Consider the following 18,496-nt stretch of genomic DNA (forward strand, 5'->3'; position numbering starts at 1 on the left):
CCAATGGCTCAGCCCTACAGTGCGCGCAGTCGTGCGATCGAACCGTTCCATGTGATGGCGCTGCTGGCGCGGGCCAATGAATTGCAGGCCGAGGGGCACGATGTCATTCACCTGGAGATTGGCGAACCGGACTTCACGACCGCAGAGCCAATCATCCGTGCCGGCCAAGCCGCGCTGACGGCGGGCAAAACCCGTTACACCGCTGCCCGTGGCATTCCTGAGCTGCGCGAAGCAATTTCCGGTTTCTACCAATCGCGTTATGGCTTGAGCATCGATCCGCGACGCATTCTGATCACCCCGGGCGGCTCCGGCGCACTGTTGCTGGCCAGCGCCTTGCTGGTCGACCCCGGCAAGCACTGGCTCCTGGCGGACCCCGGATACCCGTGTAATCGCCACTTCCTGCGGTTGGTCGAAGGCGCTGCGCAGCTAGTGCCCGTCGGGCCGGACGTGCGTTATCAACTGACTCCGGATCTGGTCGAGCGCTATTGGGACCACGAGAGTGTTGGCGCGCTGGTTGCTTCGCCAGCCAACCCGACGGGGACCATTCTGACGCGCGATGAATTGGCCGGCTTATCCACCGCCATCAAGGCCCGGCACGGCCATCTGGTGGTAGACGAGATCTATCACGGCCTGACGTATGGCACCGATGCGGCGAGCGTGCTGGAAGTCGATGACAGCGCATTTGTCCTCAACAGCTTCTCGAAATATTTCGGCATGACCGGCTGGCGCCTCGGTTGGCTGGTGGCGCCGGATGCGGCGGTCAGCGAGTTGGAGAAGCTCGCACAGAACCTCTACATCAGCGCACCGAGCATGGCGCAATACGCGGCGCTGGCCTGTTTCGAACCTGACACGATCGCGATTCTGGAGCAGCGCCGCGCCGAATTCGGCCGTCGCCGCGATTTCCTCCTGCCGGCGTTGCGCGAACTGGGTTTCAACATTGCCGTGGAACCCGAAGGTGCATTCTATCTTTATGCAAATATCAGCCAGTTCGGCGGCGATGCCTTCGCGTTCTGCCAACATTTCCTCGAAACCGAGCACGTTGCGTTTACCCCGGGTCTGGATTTCGGACGCTATCAGGCCAGCCACCATGTGCGTTTTGCCTACACGCAAAACCTCCCTCGCTTACAGGAAGCGGTGGAGCGGATCGCGCGTGGCTTGAAGAGCTGGCAAGGCTGATGCGTTTTCATCCTCCTCTGGAAGAGGCGCGGCTAATCCGTCGTTACAAGCGTTTTCTCACCGATATCGAAACCGTTGGCGGCGAGTTGCTGACGATTCACTGCCCAAACACCGGCTCGATGCTCAATTGTCAGGTCGAGGGCGGGCAAGTCTGGTTCAGTCGCTCCAACGACCCGAAACGCAAATTGCCCGGCACTTGGGAAATCGGCGAAACCCCGCAGGGCCGTTTGTTTTGTGTCAATACCGCGCGCGCCAACGGGCTGGTCGAAGAAGCCTTGCAGGCTGGCGTCATCACCGAGTTGAACGGGTTTACCGCGTTGAAGCGCGAAGTGGCTTACGGACAAAAAAAAAGCCGCATCGACTTTCGCCTCGAATACCCGAGCGGCCCGGCGTATGTGGAAGTGAAAAGCGTCACCTTGGGCTTTGATGGCACGAATGTGGCGGCGTTTCCCGATGCCGTGACCCAGCGTGGCGCCAAGCATTTGCGTGAACTGGCGCATCTGGCGCGGGACGGGATTCGTGCGGTGCAGTTGTACTGCGTGAGTCTCACCGGGATTGAGGCGGTGCGTCCGGCTGTGGAAATCGACCCGGCCTATGCCGAGGCGCTGCGTGAAGCGGTTGCCAGTGGCGTTGAAGTACTGGCGTACGGTGTGCGGTTGAACCATGAGGAAATGGTCATTGATCGTCGGTTGGAGGTACTGCTCAGCGGTTAAAGGGTGATCCACACACCTTGTACGTCTTCCCGGCAAGGGATGCGGGTCAACGATTGCCCGGCGCAGGGCCCTGCGACGCATTCACCGTCCTCGATCAGAAACAGTGCGCCGTGGGTGGCGCACTGGATCAGGCTGTTGCTCGGGTCGAGAAACTGATCCGCCTGCCATTCCAGGCCAACGCCTCGATGCGGGCAACGATTGAGGTAGACATAGACCTGGCCGTTGCGGCGCACGGCAAACAGTTTTTTTCCGTCGACATCAAAACCGCGACTGCCGGCCTCGGCCAGATCGGCACCCGCGCAGAGAAACTTCATGACTATCCTCTAATGTTGGCTCGTGTTCGGATATGTTCGAGCTTGACGTTTAAATGCAAGCAATTATCAAATGGCGGCCTTCGCCCACCGGCGTTTGCCTGATGCCGAGGATACTTGGCCTGCCACCCAGACGCCCGGGAAACCTTGTTAAAGGAAGCTGTGTATGCGCCTGAGTCTGCGCGTTGTGAAAACCCTGTCTGACGCTTTCTACCCGGCCAAGAGCAACCCATGACCACACGGGTCAAACCCCGAGGCTTGTTCATTGGCCTGACGCTTCTGTGTGTGCTGGCGATCTGGCTGTCATTGGCGCTCGGCCCGGTCAGTCTGCCGCTGTTCGATACGTTACGCGCGGCTTTGCGCCTGATCGGTGTGCCGCTGGCACCGGAGGGGCTGGAGCAGGCCGAACTGATTCTCGGGCAGATTCGCCTGCCGCGAACGTTGCTCGGGCTAGCGGTCGGCGGTGTACTGGCATTGTCTGGCGTGGCGATGCAGGGGTTGTTTCGTAATCCGCTGGCGGACCCAGGGCTGGTCGGTGTTTCCAGTGGCGCGGCGTTAGGGGCGGCGATAGCGATTGTCGGCGGCTCTTTTTTTGGGGGGTTGCCTGAATCGTTCGGGCCTTATCTGTTATCGGTGTGTGCGTTTCTCGGCGGGCTCGGGGTGACGGCGCTGGTCTGCCGACTCGGCCGGCGCAATGGGCAAACCAACGTTGCAACCCTGTTGCTGGCGGGGATCGCGCTGACGGCGCTGGCCGGTTCGGCGGTCGGACTGTTCACCTATCTCGCGGACGACGCAACCCTGCGCACGCTGACGTTCTGGAACCTGGGCAGCCTCAACGGCGCCAGTTATGCGCGGTTGTGGCCGTTGTTGATCATCAGCGCCGGCGTTGCGCTGTGGCTGCCGCGTCGGGCGAAAGCGTTGAATGCCTTGCTGCTCGGTGAATCCGAGGCGGGGCATTTGGGCATTGATGTCGAGCGACTCAAGCGCGAACTGGTGTTCTGCACGGCACTGGGTGTCGGCGCGGCAGTGGCAGCGGCGGGGATGATCGGTTTTGTCGGGTTGGTGGTGCCGCATCTGGTGCGGTTGTTGGCAGGTCCCGATCATCGAGTGTTGCTGCCAGCCTCTGTGCTGGCCGGGGCGAGTCTGTTGTTGCTGGCGGATCTGCTGGCGCGTCTGGCGCTGGCGCCGGCGGAGTTGCCAATCGGTATTGTCACGGCATTTATCGGTGCGCCGTTCTTTCTTTATCTGTTGTTGCGAGGGCGTGCCTGATGTTGCGTGCGCACAACGTGCATATCCTTCGCGGCCGCAAGACTGTCCTTGGCGGGGTCAGCGTGGAACTCAAACCGGGCGAAGTGCTCGGCGTGCTGGGCCCCAATGGCGCCGGTAAAAGTACCTTGCTCGGTGCTTTGTGCGGCGAATTGACGGCCAGTGAGGGCGAAGTTTCCCTCGACTGCGAAGCCTTGAGCCATTGGAGCGGTACGCAACGCGCTCAGCGCTTGGCGGTGTTGCCGCAGGTGTCGACGCTGGATTTTGCCTTTCGCGTTGAAGAAGTGGTCGGCATGGGCCGTTTGCCTTATCAAAGTGGTCGGGTACGTGATGACGAGATTGTTGCTGCGGCGCTGGCAGCGGCTGACGCTGCGCATCTGAGCGGTCGCAGTTATCTGGCGCTGTCGGGCGGGGAGCGCCAGCGTGTGCATCTGGCGCGGGTGCTGGCGCAACTCTGGCCGGGGCAGGCTGGGCAAACGTTGCTGCTGGACGAGCCGACGTCAATGCTTGACCCATTGCATCAGCACACAACCTTGCAGGCTGTGCGCGAGTTTGCCGATCGCGGCGCTGCCGTGCTGGTGATCCTGCATGATCTGAATCTGGCGGCACGTTATTGTGATCGCGTGTTGCTGCTCGAAGGTGGGCGTCCGGTTGCACTGGATACGCCGCAGCAAGTGTTGCGTCCGGATATGCTCAAAGCCGTGTTCGGTCTTGAAGTATTGGTGGAGCCGCACCCGGAGCGTGGGCATCCGCTGATCATCGCCCGCTGATGTTTTCATCGAGGTGATTGCATGCGTGGGATGTGGCCGTTGGCAGTGTTGTTGCTCGCGGGGTCTCAGCAGGTCGCCGCGCCGCGAGTTCGGCAAATGATTTTTCCACAGACAAAAAAAGACCCGGTAAAAACCGGGTCAAATAACCGTGATTAGCCTGATGAGGAGATAATCTGAGAGTCCGAACCAAGGGCTTTTCAGAATATCGACCGATCTCGCGATCAGTTGTGATAATCATAGAGATTCTCATTACCGAGTCAACCACTGTTTTTCCATTCCCCTGATTTCATCTCGTCAATGGGCGCCCGGCCCAGAGAAAAGTGGGCTTGGCGTTAATTTCGGTTCGAGCTCAATTGGCTGATCTGCTTGTTCAGTTGATCGATGCGCCGCGCCATGCTTTCGATCAGGCTGTGGGCGATCTTCGGATTGGTGCGGGTCAGGCTCAAAAACTGATCACCGGGAATCAACATCACCGTACTCGGTTCGCAGGCGATGACCGTGGCATTGCGTGGCTCGCCGGTGAACACCGCCATGGCACCGAAAATCTCGTCCTTGGGCACCTCGCCGACCTTGTGCCCATCGACGTAGGCTTCGGCGTGCCCGTCGATGATCACAAATACGTGATCGGCGGCATCGCCTTGCTGAATCAGGGTTTCTCCAGCGTCGACCCGTTTAAAACCATTGGTGCTGCGAAACTCCCGAGGTTTCAATTCAGCCACCGCGTGAGCCAGGATTGCCATTTGCCCCAGCAAATACTCGAGAAACTGATCCGCCCGGCCCGGTTCGGCATACAAATGCTGGATCACATCGCTGCGCCGATAGGGCAGCAAACGCACTGGTCCATCGTTGCGCAAACGGCAATCGGCCCAATCGTCACCGCGCTGCAGGCCGATCAAGTCACCTTCCTGCCAGTAAAACAACGCCCGGGTGCCTATGCAGCCGTTGATCACGCCATCGGTCAGCAGAAACATCTGATCGCCGGGTAATTGCGCCATCAGGTCATCCGTCGCGCCCAACTCCAGGGTTTCTGCGCACGGCGCCAGACCTTCCAGCCATTGCGCCGGCAAGTTCTGCAAACGATTGATCAGTGCGTCGGCAAGCGCCGATTGTTCCCCTAGCAGGTACATAACGGTCAGCGCCTGTTCAATTCTTGTGACGCGAGGAAATGGCTTCGAGTTGCTTGTTCAGGGCGTCCTTGCGCTCGGCTGGGATGTCATTCCAATGCACATCCATGAGCGCACCCTCAATCGCATACAACAACACCTTCGATGCGCGAAACCCGCGGGTACGCACGGCCCGGTAGGCGTCCACCGCGCCCAGGCGCCGCAAGTCCGAGGCGCTGTGGATGCCCACGGCATGCAGCCATTGCGCTGACGTCTTGCCAAGATTCTTCAGGTGTTGCAGTTCATCATTCATCAAGCCTCCTTGCGACGGCCGAATGGTGCGTGGGCGAGCTTCTCAGGAGTGTAGCCATCAGTAGGAAAAGCGTGGTTGTTTGGTTGCAATCAACGCAAACGCTTCTAAGAAACGACAACCGGGCGGGGTGAAAGGCCTGCGAACGCAGAAAGATGGGTGCAAACAAATATCAAATGTGGGGGCGAGCCTGCTCGCGAAAGCGGTCTGACTTTCACGATCAGGGTAACTGACACTCCGTCTTCGCGAGCAGGCTCGCCCTCGCAGGGTGGGCGTCGTGTCAGAGCTATCAGCGGGTGCGATAACGCAGGCGCGTCCCGAAGTTCATCGACATCAGAATCTCGTCAGCGCTGAGCTCCGGCGGGAAGTACGCACCGGAAATCTGTGCGTGGGCCAGGCTTGCACCTTCCAGCGAGGCATGACGGAAATCGATGCCACGCAGATCGGCGGAGCGGAAATACGCGTCCCGGAAGTCCACGCCATCGGCGTTCAGTTCGCGCAGGTCGAGACCGCGGAAGTCACCGCCGACCATGTCGATCGGCCCGTCTTTCGGGCGCTCTTTGTTAAAACCCGTGATGTCATCTTTGTGCAGCAAGGCATACAGCGGAGTGTCGAGAAGTTTGGGTTGGCTCATGTCACATCACCTGTTGGTTTTATGACGCCAGTATAGTGCCACTATTTGACGGCCGTGAAGCGAGCGAGGGCTTCACGGCCGAAATAGTTTCTTACAGGCCTGGCAGGCGTTGGCGGATCTGCGCCACCACGGTGTCCAGCGTGCCGGATTCATTGGTCTGCACACGTTTGCTGCGCAGGATTTCTTCCGGCGTCAGCGCTTCGCGACTGGCTTGTTGAGCTTCGATCACGACCAGCGTGGCGTCGGATGGATCCTGCTTGTCTGCTTGACGAATGGCCAGCCAGCTCTCGATCACCGCTTGCGGCGCATTGCAGTCGAGGATCAGGAACGGCGTACCAGTGGCTTCGGCGATTTGCGCCGCGTTGTCACGTTGCTCGCGCTTGAGGTAAGTGGCATCGATCACCACTGGATAACCGGCGTGCAGGATCACTTCAGCGATTTCATGCAGGCGTGCGTAGGTCGCGGTGCTGGCATCGGCACTATAAATGCCGGCCTGCACATCATTGGCGACGGTTTGCTCACCGAACAGACGCTTGCGCTCAACATCGGAGCGCAGACGAATTGCCCCCAGTGCTTCGACCAGACGCATGGCCACGTGGCTTTTGCCAACGGCGGAAACACCGTGGGTGATCGCCATGAACCGCGAAGGAATGGTGCTGTAGCTTTCCGCCAGGTTGGCGTAGTTGCGGTACTGACGCAGGGTGGTGGCGCGCTGCACCGGGGTTGCGTCTGCCGGCATGCTGAACAGTGCCACTTTTGCGCGAACCAGCGCGCGGTAGGCTTTGTAGAAGTTCAGCACTTCCATGCCTTGATAGTCGCCGGTCAGTTCCAGGTACTGGCTGATGAAGCGGCGAGCCAACGATTTCAGACCACGGTCTTCGAGGTCCATCGCCAGGAAGCCGGTGTCAGCCCAGACGTCGGTGAAACGGAACGGTTCGTTGAACTCGATGCAGTCGAAGATCACCACGTTGCCGTCGATGACGGTGGCATTGCCCAAGTGGATATCGCCGTGGCACTCGCGAGTGAAGCCTTCGGCCTTGCGCTGGGCGAACAGTGGCTTGAGGCGGGCGAAGCTGCTTTCGGCCCAGGCTTTAAGTGCCTCGAGTTGCAGCAGATCGTTTTTGTCGCTGAGGAACGGCAGAATCTGTTCGAAGTTTTGCGATACCGGCGCCATCACGCTGTCCGGGGTGCCCGCGTCATGCTCGGCCGGGACTTTCGGGGCGCTGAGGTGGAATTTGGCGATCTGCTCGGCCATTTCATCGATGTGCCGGGTGGTCAGCTCGCCGTTGGCTTGCAGGGTGCTGAGCAAACCGGTTTGCGGAAACTGGCGCATTTTCAGCACGTATTCGATAGCCGGGCCATCGCCGCCCAGTTGTGGCGCTTCGACGCTGCCGGTGACGGGCAGCACTTCCAGGTACAAATCGTCGGTCAGACGCTGGTTCAGGCGTAGCTCTTCGCCGCAGAAATGCTCACGCGCCTGGAGGTTGGTGAAGTCGAGGAAGCCGAAATTCACCGGTTTCTTCACTTTATAAGCAAAGGGGCCGGTGAGGATCACCCACGAGATATGGGTTTCGATGACCTGGAACCCTTCGACGGGGTGCGGGTAGAGGGCCGGGTTTTGCAGGGCAGCGATCAGTGACTGGCTCACGGGCGATCCTTCAGAGGCTGGGGGAAATTCGAGGTCGCCATTATGGCCGCTCGCCAGCCCGACGCAAACCTCGGAGCGCTTCTGTCGAGTCTGAATAAAGTGCGTATAATCCGCCGCCATGACTCGAACTCGATCTCCCCGTACCAAGAAAAAACCACCTTCCAAGGGCCTGCGCCCATGGCTGGGCTGGGCCATTAAACTCAGTCTGGTCGGCCTTGTGGTGCTGGCCGGATTCGCCGTTTACCTCGATGCCGTGGTGCAGGAGAAGTTCTCCGGCAAGCGCTGGACCATCCCGGCCAAGGTGTACGCGCGTCCGCTTGAGCTGTTCGTCGGACAAAAGCTCAGCAAAAACGATTTCCTCACCGAACTCGATGCCCTGGGCTATCGCCGCGAAGCCGTGAGCAATGGGCCGGGCTCCGCAGCGGTCAACGGCAATACCGTCGATCTGAATACCCGTGGCTTCCAGTTTTATGAAGGTATGGAGAAACCGCAGCCGGTGCATGTGCGCTTCTCCGGTGACTACGTTGCTGAGCTTTCGGCAATCAACGGTTCGAAATTGTCCGTGGTTCGCCTGGAACCGCTGCTGATCGGCGGGATTTACCCGAAAAACCTTGAAGACCGCATTCTGATCAAGATCGATCAGGTGCCGCCGTATCTGCTGGACACCCTCGTTGCTGTAGAAGATCGCGATTTCTACAGTCACTGGGGTGTATCGCCGAAGTCGATTGCCCGCGCCATCTGGGTCAATACCTCCGGCGGCAAGATGACTCAGGGCGGCAGTACGCTGACCCAGCAGTTGGTCAAGAACTTCTACCTGACCAATGAACGCAGCCTGACCCGCAAGCTCACCGAAGCAATGATGGCGATGTTGCTGGAGTTGCATTACGACAAGAAAGACATCCTTGAGGCGTACCTCAACGAAGTCTTCGTCGGTCAGGATGGCCAGCGCGCGGTGCATGGTTTCGGTCTGGCGAGCCAGTTTTTCTTCGGTCAACCCTTGTCCGAGCTGAAACTGCATCAAATAGCGTTGCTGGTCGGCATGGTCAAAGGCCCGTCCTATTACAACCCGCGTCGCAACCCCGAGCGTGCGCTTGAGCGTCGCAACCTGGTGCTCGACGTGCTTGAGCAACAAGGCGTGGCAACGGCAGAGCAGGTCGAAGCTGCGAAGAAAATGCCATTGGGTGTGACCACTCGCGGCAAATTGGCGGACAGCTCGTTTCCAGGCTTTATGGATCTGGTCAAACGCCAGTTGCGCGAAGACTATCGCGACGAAGACTTGACCGAAGAAGGCCTGCGGATCTTCACCAGTTTCGACCCGATTCTGCAGATGAAGGCCGAGTCCTCGGTCAATGACACCTTTAAACGTCTGTCAGGGCGCAAAGGCTCCGATGATGTGGAAGCGGCCATGGTCGTGACCAACCCGGAAACCGGTGAAGTACAGGCGATGATCGGTAGCCGGCAGGCAAGTTTTGCCGGATTCAACCGGGCACTCGATGCCGTGCGTCCGGTGGGTTCGTTGATCAAGCCAGCGGTTTATCTGACCGCGCTGGAGAAACCAAGTCAGTACACACTGACCAGTTGGTTGTCTGACGAACCGCTAGCGGTCAAAGGTGCCGACGGTCAGGTGTGGAAACCGCAGAACTATGATCGCCGCTCCCATGGCACCGTGTTCCTTTATCAGGGCCTGGCGCATTCCTACAATCTGTCGACCTCGCGTCTCGGTCTGGAAGTGGGTGTGCCCAATGTACTCAAGACCTTGGCGCGCCTGGGTGTTACGCGTGAGTTTCCGGCATACCCGTCGATGTTGCTGGGCGCCGGCGGCATGACCCCGATCGAAGTGGCGACCATGTACCAGACGCTGGCCAACGGCGGTTTCAACACGCCAATGCGCGGGATCCGCAGCGTACTGACCGCCGAAGGCGAGCCGCTCAAGCGTTATCCGTTCCAGATTCAGCAGCGTTTTGATCCGGCGTCCATCTATCTGATCCAGAACGCCATGCAGCGCGTGATGCGTGAAGGTACCGGCAGATCGGTTTACAACGTGCTGCCGAAAACCCTGACCCTGGCCGGCAAGACCGGCACCAGTAACGATTCTCGCGACAGTTGGTTCGCAGGTTTCAGTCAGGACGTGCTGGCGGTGGTGTGGCTGGGGCGTGATGACAACGGCAAGACGCCGTTCACCGGCGCCACCGGTGCGTTGCAGGTCTGGACCAGTTTCATGCGCAAGGCCGATCCCCTGCCGCTGGACATGCCGCAACCGGACAACATCGTACAGGCGTGGGTTGACTCTCATACCGGGCAAGGCTCCGATGCCAACTGCCCGGGTGCGGTGCAGATGCCGTATATTCGCGGCAGCGAACCGCCACCCGGCGCCTCGTGTGCGGGCGAAACGCCTGCTACAGGCGAGTCGGTGATGGATTGGGTCAAGGGCTGGATGAATTAAGCAAAGAGGGTTTCAAGTGAACAAGTGGTTGATTCCAGCGGTGACCGCCGTAGCTTTGCTCAGCGGCTGCTCTACCGTACAGCGTGGTTCGATCCCGGTGGTTGATTCCGGTACGGCCGTGTCCAACAGCGAACGAATTTCGGCCAATGGCGGCTTCCGTCAAACCACGGTCAAGCGTCCTGTTCAGGGCCAGACTCAGGCCATTCCACAAGGTGACTCTGGTGTAGTTGTGATGGTGCCAGGTGGCGGCGCGACCACCTCGACGCCGATCAGCACTTCGCCGATCGTGCCGGGTCCGGCGTCCGGTGGCATCACGCCGGGGCCGTACAACCCTTCGCCAGTGGAAGCGGCGCCGATCAACTCCGGCAGCTACAGCATGCCTTCGACGCCAAGTGGCATTCCTTCGGCCAACAGTGGCGGTGGCTTGTCAGCGGATGAGCAACTGGACGGTCCGGTTCTCGCCTTGCTGACCACCGCTCAACAGCAACAGGCCGGTGGCGACCTCAACGGCGCGTCTTCCAGCCTGGAGCGCGCGCAACGTGTAGCCCCGCGTGAGCCGCAAGTGCTCTATCGCCTGGCGCAGGTGCGCATGGCTCAAGGCGATGCGCCGCAGGCCGAACAGTTCGCCCGTCGTGCCTTGACCCTGGCCAACGGTCGTCCGGATTTACAGGCCAGTCTGTGGGAACTGATCGCGCAGGCCCGTGAGAAGCAGGGTGACTCCGCTGGTGCCGCTCTGGCCCGTCAAAAGGCCAAGGTTTCGCTGTGATGGACAGTCGTTTTCCGAAAATCGCCGATCAGCTTTTGTTGATCGAGCGTGAACTGCGTACGCAGGGCATGTGGGATGAAGTCTCGCCGTCCGCCGAAGCCTTGAGCAGTGTCGAGCCGTTTTCGGTCGACACGCTCGATTTCGAGCAGTGGTTGCAATGGATATTCCTGCCACGCATGAAGATGATCCTCGAACAGGATCTGCCGTTACCTAATGCCTCGGGTATTCAGGAAATGGCTGAAATGGTCTTCGCCCAGCGCAATCTGCAGGGCAAGGATCGGCAGCTTCAGGTATTGCTCAAAGAGTTTGACCTGCTCATTACTGCTTCGCGCTGAACCGGAAGCTGCCAGTCATTACTGGCAGTTTTCCGCTATCTGCTTCTGCGTTTCGCCGATGCGCTCTTGACGCTGCGCATCATCAAGCCGCCGCAATTGTCCCTCTACTTCCTCCCGCAAGCGCGGATTGTTCTGCAATTGCGCAAGGTTGGTGCGTGCCTGTTCACAAAATGCTTTGAGCTGCGCTTGCTGGTCGGCGACCTGTTTCTGGACCTTGGCGTCGATGGCTTTCTGATCGCCGAGTACGCCGCTACCGGGCATTGCCGCAGGTTTCGGCGCGGGCGAGGAGGGTGTCTGCACAGAGGTGGACGGCTGGCCTTGGGGAGGTTGTGCATCGAAATGCGTGACACCTTGGGCGTCGACCCATTTGTAGATCTGAGCGGCCGAGCACCAGGGGCTGAGGCCGATCAGCAGTGTGAGGAGGAGCGTTCGCATGCTGATTCCTTGGCAAAATTGCGCAATTGACGCTAACAGAGTAGCGGTTTTCAGGTTTTTTCTTGCGTTCTCATGTGCTTACCCACAATTAAGCACACAGACGACTTGACTTGGAGAGGGCGAAACAGAAGAATCCAAAGTCCGCTGTAGAGGGACTGCCAGAAGCAGACCCTCTCGGTAGATCATGAGGCGCACATCCGCGCCGACCTGTTACACCCGCAACGCGTTACCTCGCGCTGGGTGGGAAAGGCCCGCAACACTTGGGACGATCCCAATACTTGCTCAGTCAGTGCTGACGTAGTCGGCGACCACCGTCGCTCATGCTCTGCCGAGAAGTAAACCTATTAAGACCCGCCCCTATTTTGTGGACGGTATTCTGGCGTTTTAGAGGTGAACAACGTGGAGCTTTTATCTGGCGGTGAGATGCTCGTCCGCTTCTTGCGTGACGAAGGCGTCAAATATATTTACGGGTACCCGGGTGGTGCTCTCCTGCATGTTTACGATGCCCTGTTCAAAGAACCGGAAGTGACCCACATCCTGGTTCGTCACGAACAAGCGGCTACCCATATGGCTGACGGCTATGCCCGTGCCACCGGTAAAGCCGGCGTGGTATTGGTGACTTCCGGTCCAGGCGCCACAAACGCCATCACCGGTATCGCCACGGCCTATATGGATTCGATTCCAATGGTGATCATTTCCGGTCAGGTGCCAAGCACCATGGTCGGCACCGACGCGTTCCAGGAAACCGACATGATCGGTATCTCCCGGCCGATCGTGAAGCACAGCTTCATGATCAAGCACGCCTCGGAAATCCCGGAAGTCATGAAGAAAGCCTTCTACCTGGCACAATCCGGTCGTCCGGGCCCGGTCGTGGTCGATATCCCGAAAGACATGACCAACCCGGCCGAGAAGTTCGAATACGTCTTCCCCAAGAAAGCCAAGCTGCGCTCCTACAGTCCGGCCGTTCGCGGTCACTCCGGGCAAATCCGCAAGGCAGCAGAAATGCTCCTGGCGGCCAAGCGTCCAGTGCTGTACTCCGGCGGCGGCGTGATTCTGGGCAACGGTTCCGCACCGCTGACCGAACTGGCAAAAATGCTCAACCTGCCAGTGACCAACACACTGATGGGCCTGGGCGGGTTCCCTGGCACCGATCGTCAGTTCATCGGCATGCTCGGCATGCACGGCAGCTACACCGCTAACCTGGCGATGCACCATGCTGACGTGATCCTGGCTGTCGGCGCGCGGTTCGACGATCGCGTGATCAACGGCGCGGCGAAGTTCTGCCCGAATGCCAAGATCATTCACATCGATATCGACCCGGCTTCGATTTCCAAGACCATCAAGGCCGACGTGCCGATTGTGGGGCCGGTAGAGAGCGTCCTGACCGAAATGGTCGCGATTCTCAAGGACATCGGCGAGACCCCGAACAAGGAGTCCGTGGCCAGTTGGTGGAAGCAGGTTGATGAATGGCGCGGTGATCGCGGCCTGTTCCCTTACGACAAGGGCGACGGCAGCAAGATCAAGCCACAGACCGTGATCCAAACCCTGTGCGAAGTGACCAAGGGCGATGCCTTTATCACCTCCGACGTGGGTCAGCACCAGATGTTCGCTGCGCAGTACTACACGTTCAACAAGCCGAACCGCTGGATCAACTCCGGTGGCCTGGGCACCATGGGCTTCGGTTTTCCGGCGGCCATGGGTATCAAGTTGAGCTTCCCGGATGAGGACGTTGCCTGCGTGACGGGCGAAGGCAGCATCCAGATGAACATCCAGGAACTGTCGACCTGTCTGCAATATGGCTTGCCGGTGAAGATCGTCATTCTGAACAACGGTGTTCTGGGGATGGTTCGTCAGTGGCAGGACATGAGCTACGGCAGCCGTCACTCGCACTCCTACATGGAATCGCTGCCTGACTTCGTCAAATTGGCTGAAGCTTATGGTCACGTTGGCGTGCGCATTACCGATTCGAAAGATTTGAAGTCGAAGATGGAAGAAGCGTTCGCCATGAAAGATCGCCTGGTGATCATCGATATTTCGGTCGACACCAGTGAGCACGTCTACCCGATGCAGATCAAAGACGGCTCCATGCGCGATATGTGGCTGAGCAAGACGGAGCGTACCTAATCATGCGGCACATTATTTCCTTGCTTCTGGAAAACGAACCCGGTGCTTTGTCTCGCGTAGTCGGCCTGTTCTCGCAGCGCAACTACAACATCGAAAGCCTGACCGTGGCCCCAACCGAAGACCCGACACTGTCGCGTCTGACGCTGACCACGGTTGGCCACGATGAAATCATCGAGCAGATCACCAAAAACCTGAACAAGCTGATCGAAGTGGTCAAGCTGGTGGACCTGTCGGAAAGTGCTCACATCGAGCGCGAACTGATGCTGGTCAAGGTCAAGGCCACTGGCGCTCAGCGCGCCGAGATCAAACGCACTACCGATATCTACCGTGGACAGATCGTCGATGTCAGCGCGAGCGTGTATACCGTTCAATTGACCGGTACCAGCGACAAGCTCGACAGCTTCATTCAGTCCATCGGCACCGCATCGATTCTGGAAACCGTCCGTAGCGGCGTGACCGGCATCGCTCGCGGCGACAAAGTACTCAGCATTTAAACCAAATTAGCGAATGGCCTGAACGGCCTGGATATATAGGGGAAATTCATGAAAGTTTTCTACGATAAAGACTGTGACCTGTCGATCATCCAGGGCAAGAAAGTTGCCATCATCGGTTACGGTTCCCAGGGCCACGCCCAAGCGTGCAACCTGAAAGACTCCGGTGTCGACGTTACCGTTGGTCTGCGTAAAGGTTCGGCTACCGTTGCCAAAGCCGAAGCCCACGGCCTGAAAGTGACCGACGTTGCTTCCGCTGTGGCTTCTGCCGATCTGGTCATGATCCTGACCCCGGACGAGTTCCAGTCCTCCCTGTACAAAAACGAAATCGAACCGAACATCAAGAACGGCGCCACTCTGGCCTTCTCTCACGGTTTCGCGATCCACTACAACCAGGTTGTTCCGCGTGCCGACCTCGACGTGATCATGATCGCGCCGAAAGCTCCAGGCCACACCGTACGTTCCGAATTCGTGAAAGGCGGTGGTATCCCTGACCTGATCGCGATCTACCAGGACGCTTCGGGCAACGCCAAAAACGTAGCGCTGTCCTACGCGGCTGGTGTGGGTGGCGGTCGTACCGGCATCATCGAAACCACCTTCAAGGACGAGACTGAAACCGACCTGTTCGGCGAACAAGCCGTTCTGTGCGGCGGTACCGTTGAGCTGGTGAAAGCCGGTTTCGAAACGCTGGTTGAAGCTGGCTATGCGCCGGAAATGGCTTACTTCGAGTGCCTGCACGAACTGAAACTGATCGTTGACCTCATGTACGAAGGCGGTATCGCCAACATGAACTACTCGATCTCCAACAACGCTGAGTACGGCGAGTACGTGACGGGTCCTGAAGTGATCAACGCCGAATCCCGTCAGGCCATGCGCAACGCCCTGAAACGTATTCAGGACGGCGAATACGCCAAAATGTTCATCAGCGAAGGTGCAACCGGCTACCCTTCGATGACCGCCAAGCGTCGTAACAACGCCGCTCACGGTATCGAAATCATCGGCGAGCAACTGCGCTCCATGATGCCGTGGATCGGTGCCAACAAGATCGTCGACAAAGCCAAAAACTAAGTCCTCGTCTCTTGTACGAAAAACGCGGCCTCGGCCGCGTTTTTTCGTTTGAGGCGGTGGTTCTGGTATAAAGCTGCATCGTTTGTGGCCGAACCGTCGTCACAGACACAGTCGATTTTTTCCAAACCGTTGCAAGGTAATGTCCATGAGCGAACGTCCCGAAGAGCCGAACAAGGCTTCTGACGCCGAAAGCATGCTGCCCATCGATGAGCACATCGAAGAAGGGCACGACGCAGAAGGTCGTAAAGTCCGGCATCGTGGTATCTATCTGCTGCCGAACCTGTTCACCACTGCAAACCTGTTCGCAGGTTTTTATTCCATCATCAATTCGATGAGCGCCCAGGCTGCGTTGAGCGCCGGCGACTCAGTGAACGCGAGCAAGTATTTCGCCTTTGCAGCGATCGCCATTTTCGTCGCCATGGTGCTCGACGGCCTGGACGGTCGCGTCGCGCGCATGACCAATACGCAAAGTGCGTTCGGTGCCGAGTACGACTCGCTGTCGGACATGGTCGCGTTCGGGGTTGCGCCGGCCTTGCTGGCGTTCGGTTGGGCGCTGGGCGACATGGGCAAAGTCGGCTGGATGGTCGCCTTCATCTATGTGGCGGGTGCGGCCTTGCGTTTGGCGCGCTTCAACACCCAGGTCGGTACTGCGGATAAACGCTATTTCATCGGTCTGGCCAGCCCGGCAGCCGCTGGCGTGGTGGCGGGCATTGTCTGGGCGTTCAGTGATTACGGCATTCAGGGCTCGAAAATGTCGTTTCTGGTCGCGTTGATGGTGGCGGCTGCTGGCATGCTGATGGTCAGCAATATCAAGTACAACAGCTTCAAGGAGCTGGACTTGAAAGGGCGCGTGCCTTTCGTGGCGATTCTCGCGGTGGTGCTGGTGTTTGCCGTGGTCTTCAGCGATCCACCGCGCATTCTGCTGCTGGTTTTCCTCGCTTATGCGGCGTCCGGCCCTGTGCAATACCTGTTGCATCTCCGTCGGCACAAAAAGGCCGAGTGATGTAATTTTCCGCATACTCCGCAGTCTATGGGTGCATCTGTCCTCCAAAGCTGCGGAGTTGCCATGCTGATCAAAGTCCCTCAAACGTCTGACTGCCATGAGTCGGATGTCACGCCTGAATCCATTTACCTCTCTCGCCGCCAATTGCTTGGTGCCACTGCTGCCGTTATCGCCGTCAGTAGCCTGCCGCGCTGGGCGAGTGCCGACGATGCCGCTCGCTATGCGGATGTCGAGGCGGGTAAAGCGCCTGCCTGGTTTGCCGAAAAGCTTCCTTCTACTAAATGGGGAGCGGTCAACGTCAAGGGTGAGGCGATTACGCCTTATAAAGACGCGACCCATTACAACAACTTCTATGAGTTTGGTACCGACAAGGGGGATCCGGCTGCAAATGCCGGCTCGCTGAAAACCGAGCCGTGGAGTGTGGTCGTTGACGGGGAGGTAGGTAAGCCCGGACGTTACGCGCTCGAAGACTTCATGAAGCCGTATCAGTTGGAGGAGCGCATTTATCGTCTGCGCTGTGTTGAGGCCTGGTCGATGGTCATTCCATGGATCGGTTTCCCTGTTTCGGCGTTGCTCAAACAGGTCGAGCCGACCTCCAATGCCAAGTACATCCGCTTTGAGACTCTACAGGATCCCAAGAGCATGCCCGGACAGCGCTCTGGTTTTGCCCTGATCGACTGGCCTTATGTAGAAGGCTTGCGTCTGGATGAGGCGATGAATCCTTTGGCTATTCTGGCGGTTGGTATGTATGGCCGTGAGTTGCCCAATCAAAACGGTGCTCCACTGCGCTTGGTAGTGCCATGGAAGTATGGGTTCAAGAGTGTTAAATCCATCGTGCGTATTAGTCTGGTCAGTGAGCAGCCGAAGACGACCTGGCAAAGTATTGCCGCCGATGAGTACGGATTTTATGCGAACGTGAACCCGACGGTTGATCACCCGCGTTGGACGCAAGCTCGGGAGCGGCGCTTGCCCAATAGCCTGTTCAAGCCGAACGTGCGCGATACGCAGATGTTCAACGGCTACGCGGATGAAGTCGCTTCTTTATATACAGGGCTCGATTTGCGGAAGAACTACTGATGCGATTCCCGTTTTGGCGTATAGGCGTTTTCATGGCGGCGGCGGTTTTGCCCTTGCTTTGGTTCTATCAGGCTTTTGCGGATTTGCTTGGTCCCGATCCCGGCAAGGTGCTGGTTGATCGGTTAGGGCTTGGTACGTTGGTGTTGTTGCTGATCACCTTGAGCATGACGCCTTTGCAGAAGCTGACCGGGTGGGCGGGGTGGATCGCAGTTCGTCGGCAGTTGGGGCTTTGGTGTTTTGCCTATGTGGTTCTACATCTATGCAGTTACATGGCATTTATTCTGGGTTTCGATTGGTCCCAGCTAGGGGTAGAACTGCGTAAACGTCCGTACATTATTGTCGGGACACTGGGGTTCCTCGGATTGTTGGCTTTGGCGGTGACTTCCAATCGCTACAGTCAACGCCTTTTGGGTGTTCGATGGAAGAAGTTACATCGACTGGTATACGTGATACTTGGGCTTGGATTGCTGCATATGCTGTGGATCGTACGGGCTGATCTCAAGGAGTGGGCTGTCTATGCTTTTATAGGTGCTCTGCTTCTGTTGCTGCGCGTTCCTCCTGTTGCTCGTCGAGTCCCGCGTTTATTGGCTAGAAAGCAGATTCTGAAAGAAAAGCGAAATTAACGGTTGACGGCAGATTCTGGAAGCCTATAATTCGCCCCACTTCCGGCGCAGTCGAAACGGAAAACTCCTTGAGATTCAATGAGTTATGAAGTTTTCGGCAGCAAGTTGCTTCAGTTCATCGAAGCCAGAAAGAAGTTGAAAAAGAGGTGTTGACAGCAGCGTGTAACGCTGTAGAATTCGCCTCCCGCTGACGAGAGATC

Annotated in this window: 19 protein-coding genes; 13 read left to right on the forward strand and 6 right to left on the reverse strand. The window is 58.2% G+C overall.

Annotation, left to right across the window (positions count from 1 at the left end; translation table 11 throughout):
* Positions 1 to 3 precede the first annotated feature (3 nt).
* Together AACY02_RS16135 and sfsA are read left to right on the forward strand one after the other, a co-directional pair.
* The gene (locus tag AACY02_RS16135) at positions 4 to 1,176 is read left to right on the forward strand and encodes a pyridoxal phosphate-dependent aminotransferase (protein ID WP_339432802.1); all 1,173 of its coding nucleotides are present in this window, start codon (positions 4 to 6) and stop codon (positions 1,174 to 1,176) included.
* Complete coding sequence (gene sfsA / locus AACY02_RS16140) at positions 1,176 to 1,889, forward strand: DNA/RNA nuclease SfsA (RefSeq protein ID WP_339432803.1); 714 nt, start codon at positions 1,176 to 1,178, stop codon at positions 1,887 to 1,889. The genes AACY02_RS16135 and sfsA overlap by 1 nt, the downstream gene beginning before the upstream one ends.
* On the opposite strand, the gene AACY02_RS16145 is transcribed toward sfsA, so the two are convergent.
* Complete coding sequence (locus tag AACY02_RS16145; RefSeq protein WP_339432804.1) at positions 1,886 to 2,203, reverse strand: Rieske (2Fe-2S) protein; 318 nt, start codon at positions 2,201 to 2,203, stop codon at positions 1,886 to 1,888. The two genes, sfsA and AACY02_RS16145, sit on opposite strands and share 4 nt — an antisense overlap.
* Before the next feature lie 282 nt (positions 2,204 to 2,485).
* Here AACY02_RS16145 and AACY02_RS16150 point away from each other — a divergent pair, with 282 nt between their 5' ends.
* Positions 2,486 to 3,469, forward strand: coding sequence for a FecCD family ABC transporter permease (locus AACY02_RS16150; protein ID WP_339432822.1), 984 nt, complete (start codon positions 2,486 to 2,488; stop codon positions 3,467 to 3,469).
* Entirely contained in the window at positions 3,469 to 4,236 is a 768-nt protein-coding gene (locus AACY02_RS16155; protein WP_339432805.1) for a heme ABC transporter ATP-binding protein, read from the forward strand. The genes AACY02_RS16150 and AACY02_RS16155 overlap by 1 nt, the downstream gene beginning before the upstream one ends.
* A gap of 332 nt (positions 4,237 to 4,568) precedes the next feature.
* Here AACY02_RS16155 and AACY02_RS16160 read toward each other — a convergent pair whose 3' ends face one another.
* From AACY02_RS16160 to AACY02_RS16175, 4 genes are all read right to left on the reverse strand, one after another.
* Entirely contained in the window at positions 4,569 to 5,363 is a 795-nt protein-coding gene (locus AACY02_RS16160) for a Crp/Fnr family transcriptional regulator (protein WP_339432806.1), read from the reverse strand.
* 16 nt (positions 5,364 to 5,379) lie between these two features.
* A complete protein-coding gene (locus AACY02_RS16165; protein ID WP_003228231.1) occupies positions 5,380 to 5,652 on the reverse strand; it encodes a TfoX/Sxy family protein in 273 nt (90 codons plus the stop codon).
* Positions 5,653 to 5,938: 286 nt separating this feature from the next.
* Positions 5,939 to 6,283: a pentapeptide repeat-containing protein gene (locus AACY02_RS16170; RefSeq protein ID WP_221733586.1), complete on the reverse strand. Its 345-nt coding sequence runs from the start codon at positions 6,281 to 6,283 to the stop codon at positions 5,939 to 5,941.
* Positions 6,284 to 6,374: 91 nt separating this feature from the next.
* Positions 6,375 to 7,931, reverse strand: a complete 1,557-nt coding sequence (locus AACY02_RS16175) for a bifunctional aminoglycoside phosphotransferase/ATP-binding protein (protein ID WP_339432807.1) — start codon at positions 7,929 to 7,931, stop codon at positions 6,375 to 6,377.
* Positions 7,932 to 8,049: 118 nt separating this feature from the next.
* Here AACY02_RS16175 and mrcB point away from each other — a divergent pair, with 118 nt between their 5' ends.
* The 3 genes from mrcB to AACY02_RS16190 are packed head-to-tail and all read left to right on the forward strand — an operon-like array spanning position 8,050 to position 11,475.
* Entirely contained in the window at positions 8,050 to 10,374 is a 2,325-nt protein-coding gene (gene mrcB, locus AACY02_RS16180) for a penicillin-binding protein 1B (protein ID WP_339432808.1), read from the forward strand.
* A gap of 16 nt (positions 10,375 to 10,390) precedes the next feature.
* Positions 10,391 to 11,140: a hypothetical protein gene (locus AACY02_RS16185; protein ID WP_339432809.1), complete on the forward strand. Its 750-nt coding sequence runs from the start codon at positions 10,391 to 10,393 to the stop codon at positions 11,138 to 11,140.
* Positions 11,140 to 11,475 (forward strand): YqcC family protein, encoded by a 336-nt coding sequence (locus AACY02_RS16190; RefSeq protein WP_221733590.1) that lies wholly within the window; start codon positions 11,140 to 11,142, stop codon positions 11,473 to 11,475. Before AACY02_RS16185 ends, AACY02_RS16190 begins: the two co-directional genes overlap by 1 nt.
* A gap of 18 nt (positions 11,476 to 11,493) precedes the next feature.
* On the opposite strand, the gene AACY02_RS16195 is transcribed toward AACY02_RS16190, so the two are convergent.
* The gene (locus tag AACY02_RS16195) at positions 11,494 to 11,910 is read right to left on the reverse strand and encodes a DUF4124 domain-containing protein (protein ID WP_339432810.1); all 417 of its coding nucleotides are present in this window, start codon (positions 11,908 to 11,910) and stop codon (positions 11,494 to 11,496) included.
* A gap of 399 nt (positions 11,911 to 12,309) precedes the next feature.
* Here AACY02_RS16195 and AACY02_RS16200 point away from each other — a divergent pair, with 399 nt between their 5' ends.
* The 6 genes from AACY02_RS16200 (at position 12,310) to msrQ (ending at position 18,296) form a co-directional block, all read left to right on the forward strand.
* Positions 12,310 to 14,034, forward strand: a complete 1,725-nt coding sequence (locus AACY02_RS16200; protein ID WP_339432811.1) for an acetolactate synthase 3 large subunit — start codon at positions 12,310 to 12,312, stop codon at positions 14,032 to 14,034.
* A gap of 2 nt (positions 14,035 to 14,036) precedes the next feature.
* A complete protein-coding gene (ilvN, locus tag AACY02_RS16205) occupies positions 14,037 to 14,528 on the forward strand; it encodes an acetolactate synthase small subunit (RefSeq protein ID WP_003205610.1) in 492 nt (163 codons plus the stop codon).
* 48 nt (positions 14,529 to 14,576) lie between these two features.
* The gene (ilvC, locus tag AACY02_RS16210) at positions 14,577 to 15,593 is read left to right on the forward strand and encodes a ketol-acid reductoisomerase (RefSeq protein WP_339432812.1); all 1,017 of its coding nucleotides are present in this window, start codon (positions 14,577 to 14,579) and stop codon (positions 15,591 to 15,593) included.
* A 145-nt stretch (positions 15,594 to 15,738) separates the two neighbouring features.
* A complete protein-coding gene (gene pssA / locus AACY02_RS16215) occupies positions 15,739 to 16,596 on the forward strand; it encodes a CDP-diacylglycerol--serine O-phosphatidyltransferase (RefSeq protein ID WP_339432813.1) in 858 nt (285 codons plus the stop codon).
* 63 nt (positions 16,597 to 16,659) lie between these two features.
* Positions 16,660 to 17,673 carry a protein-methionine-sulfoxide reductase catalytic subunit MsrP gene (msrP, locus tag AACY02_RS16220; RefSeq protein ID WP_339432814.1) on the forward strand — a complete coding sequence of 338 codons (1,014 nt, stop codon included), beginning with the start codon at positions 16,660 to 16,662 and terminating at the stop codon, positions 17,671 to 17,673.
* On the forward strand, positions 17,673 to 18,296 hold the full coding sequence (msrQ, locus tag AACY02_RS16225; protein ID WP_339432815.1) for a protein-methionine-sulfoxide reductase heme-binding subunit MsrQ: 624 nt from the start codon (positions 17,673 to 17,675) through the stop codon (positions 18,294 to 18,296). The genes msrP and msrQ overlap by 1 nt, the downstream gene beginning before the upstream one ends.
* Positions 18,297 to 18,496: the final 200 nt, after the last annotated feature.

It is taken from the genome of Pseudomonas sp. EA_65y_Pfl2_P78 (assembly GCF_963970495.1).
Lineage (GTDB): Bacteria > Pseudomonadota > Gammaproteobacteria > Pseudomonadales > Pseudomonadaceae > Aquipseudomonas > Aquipseudomonas baetica_A.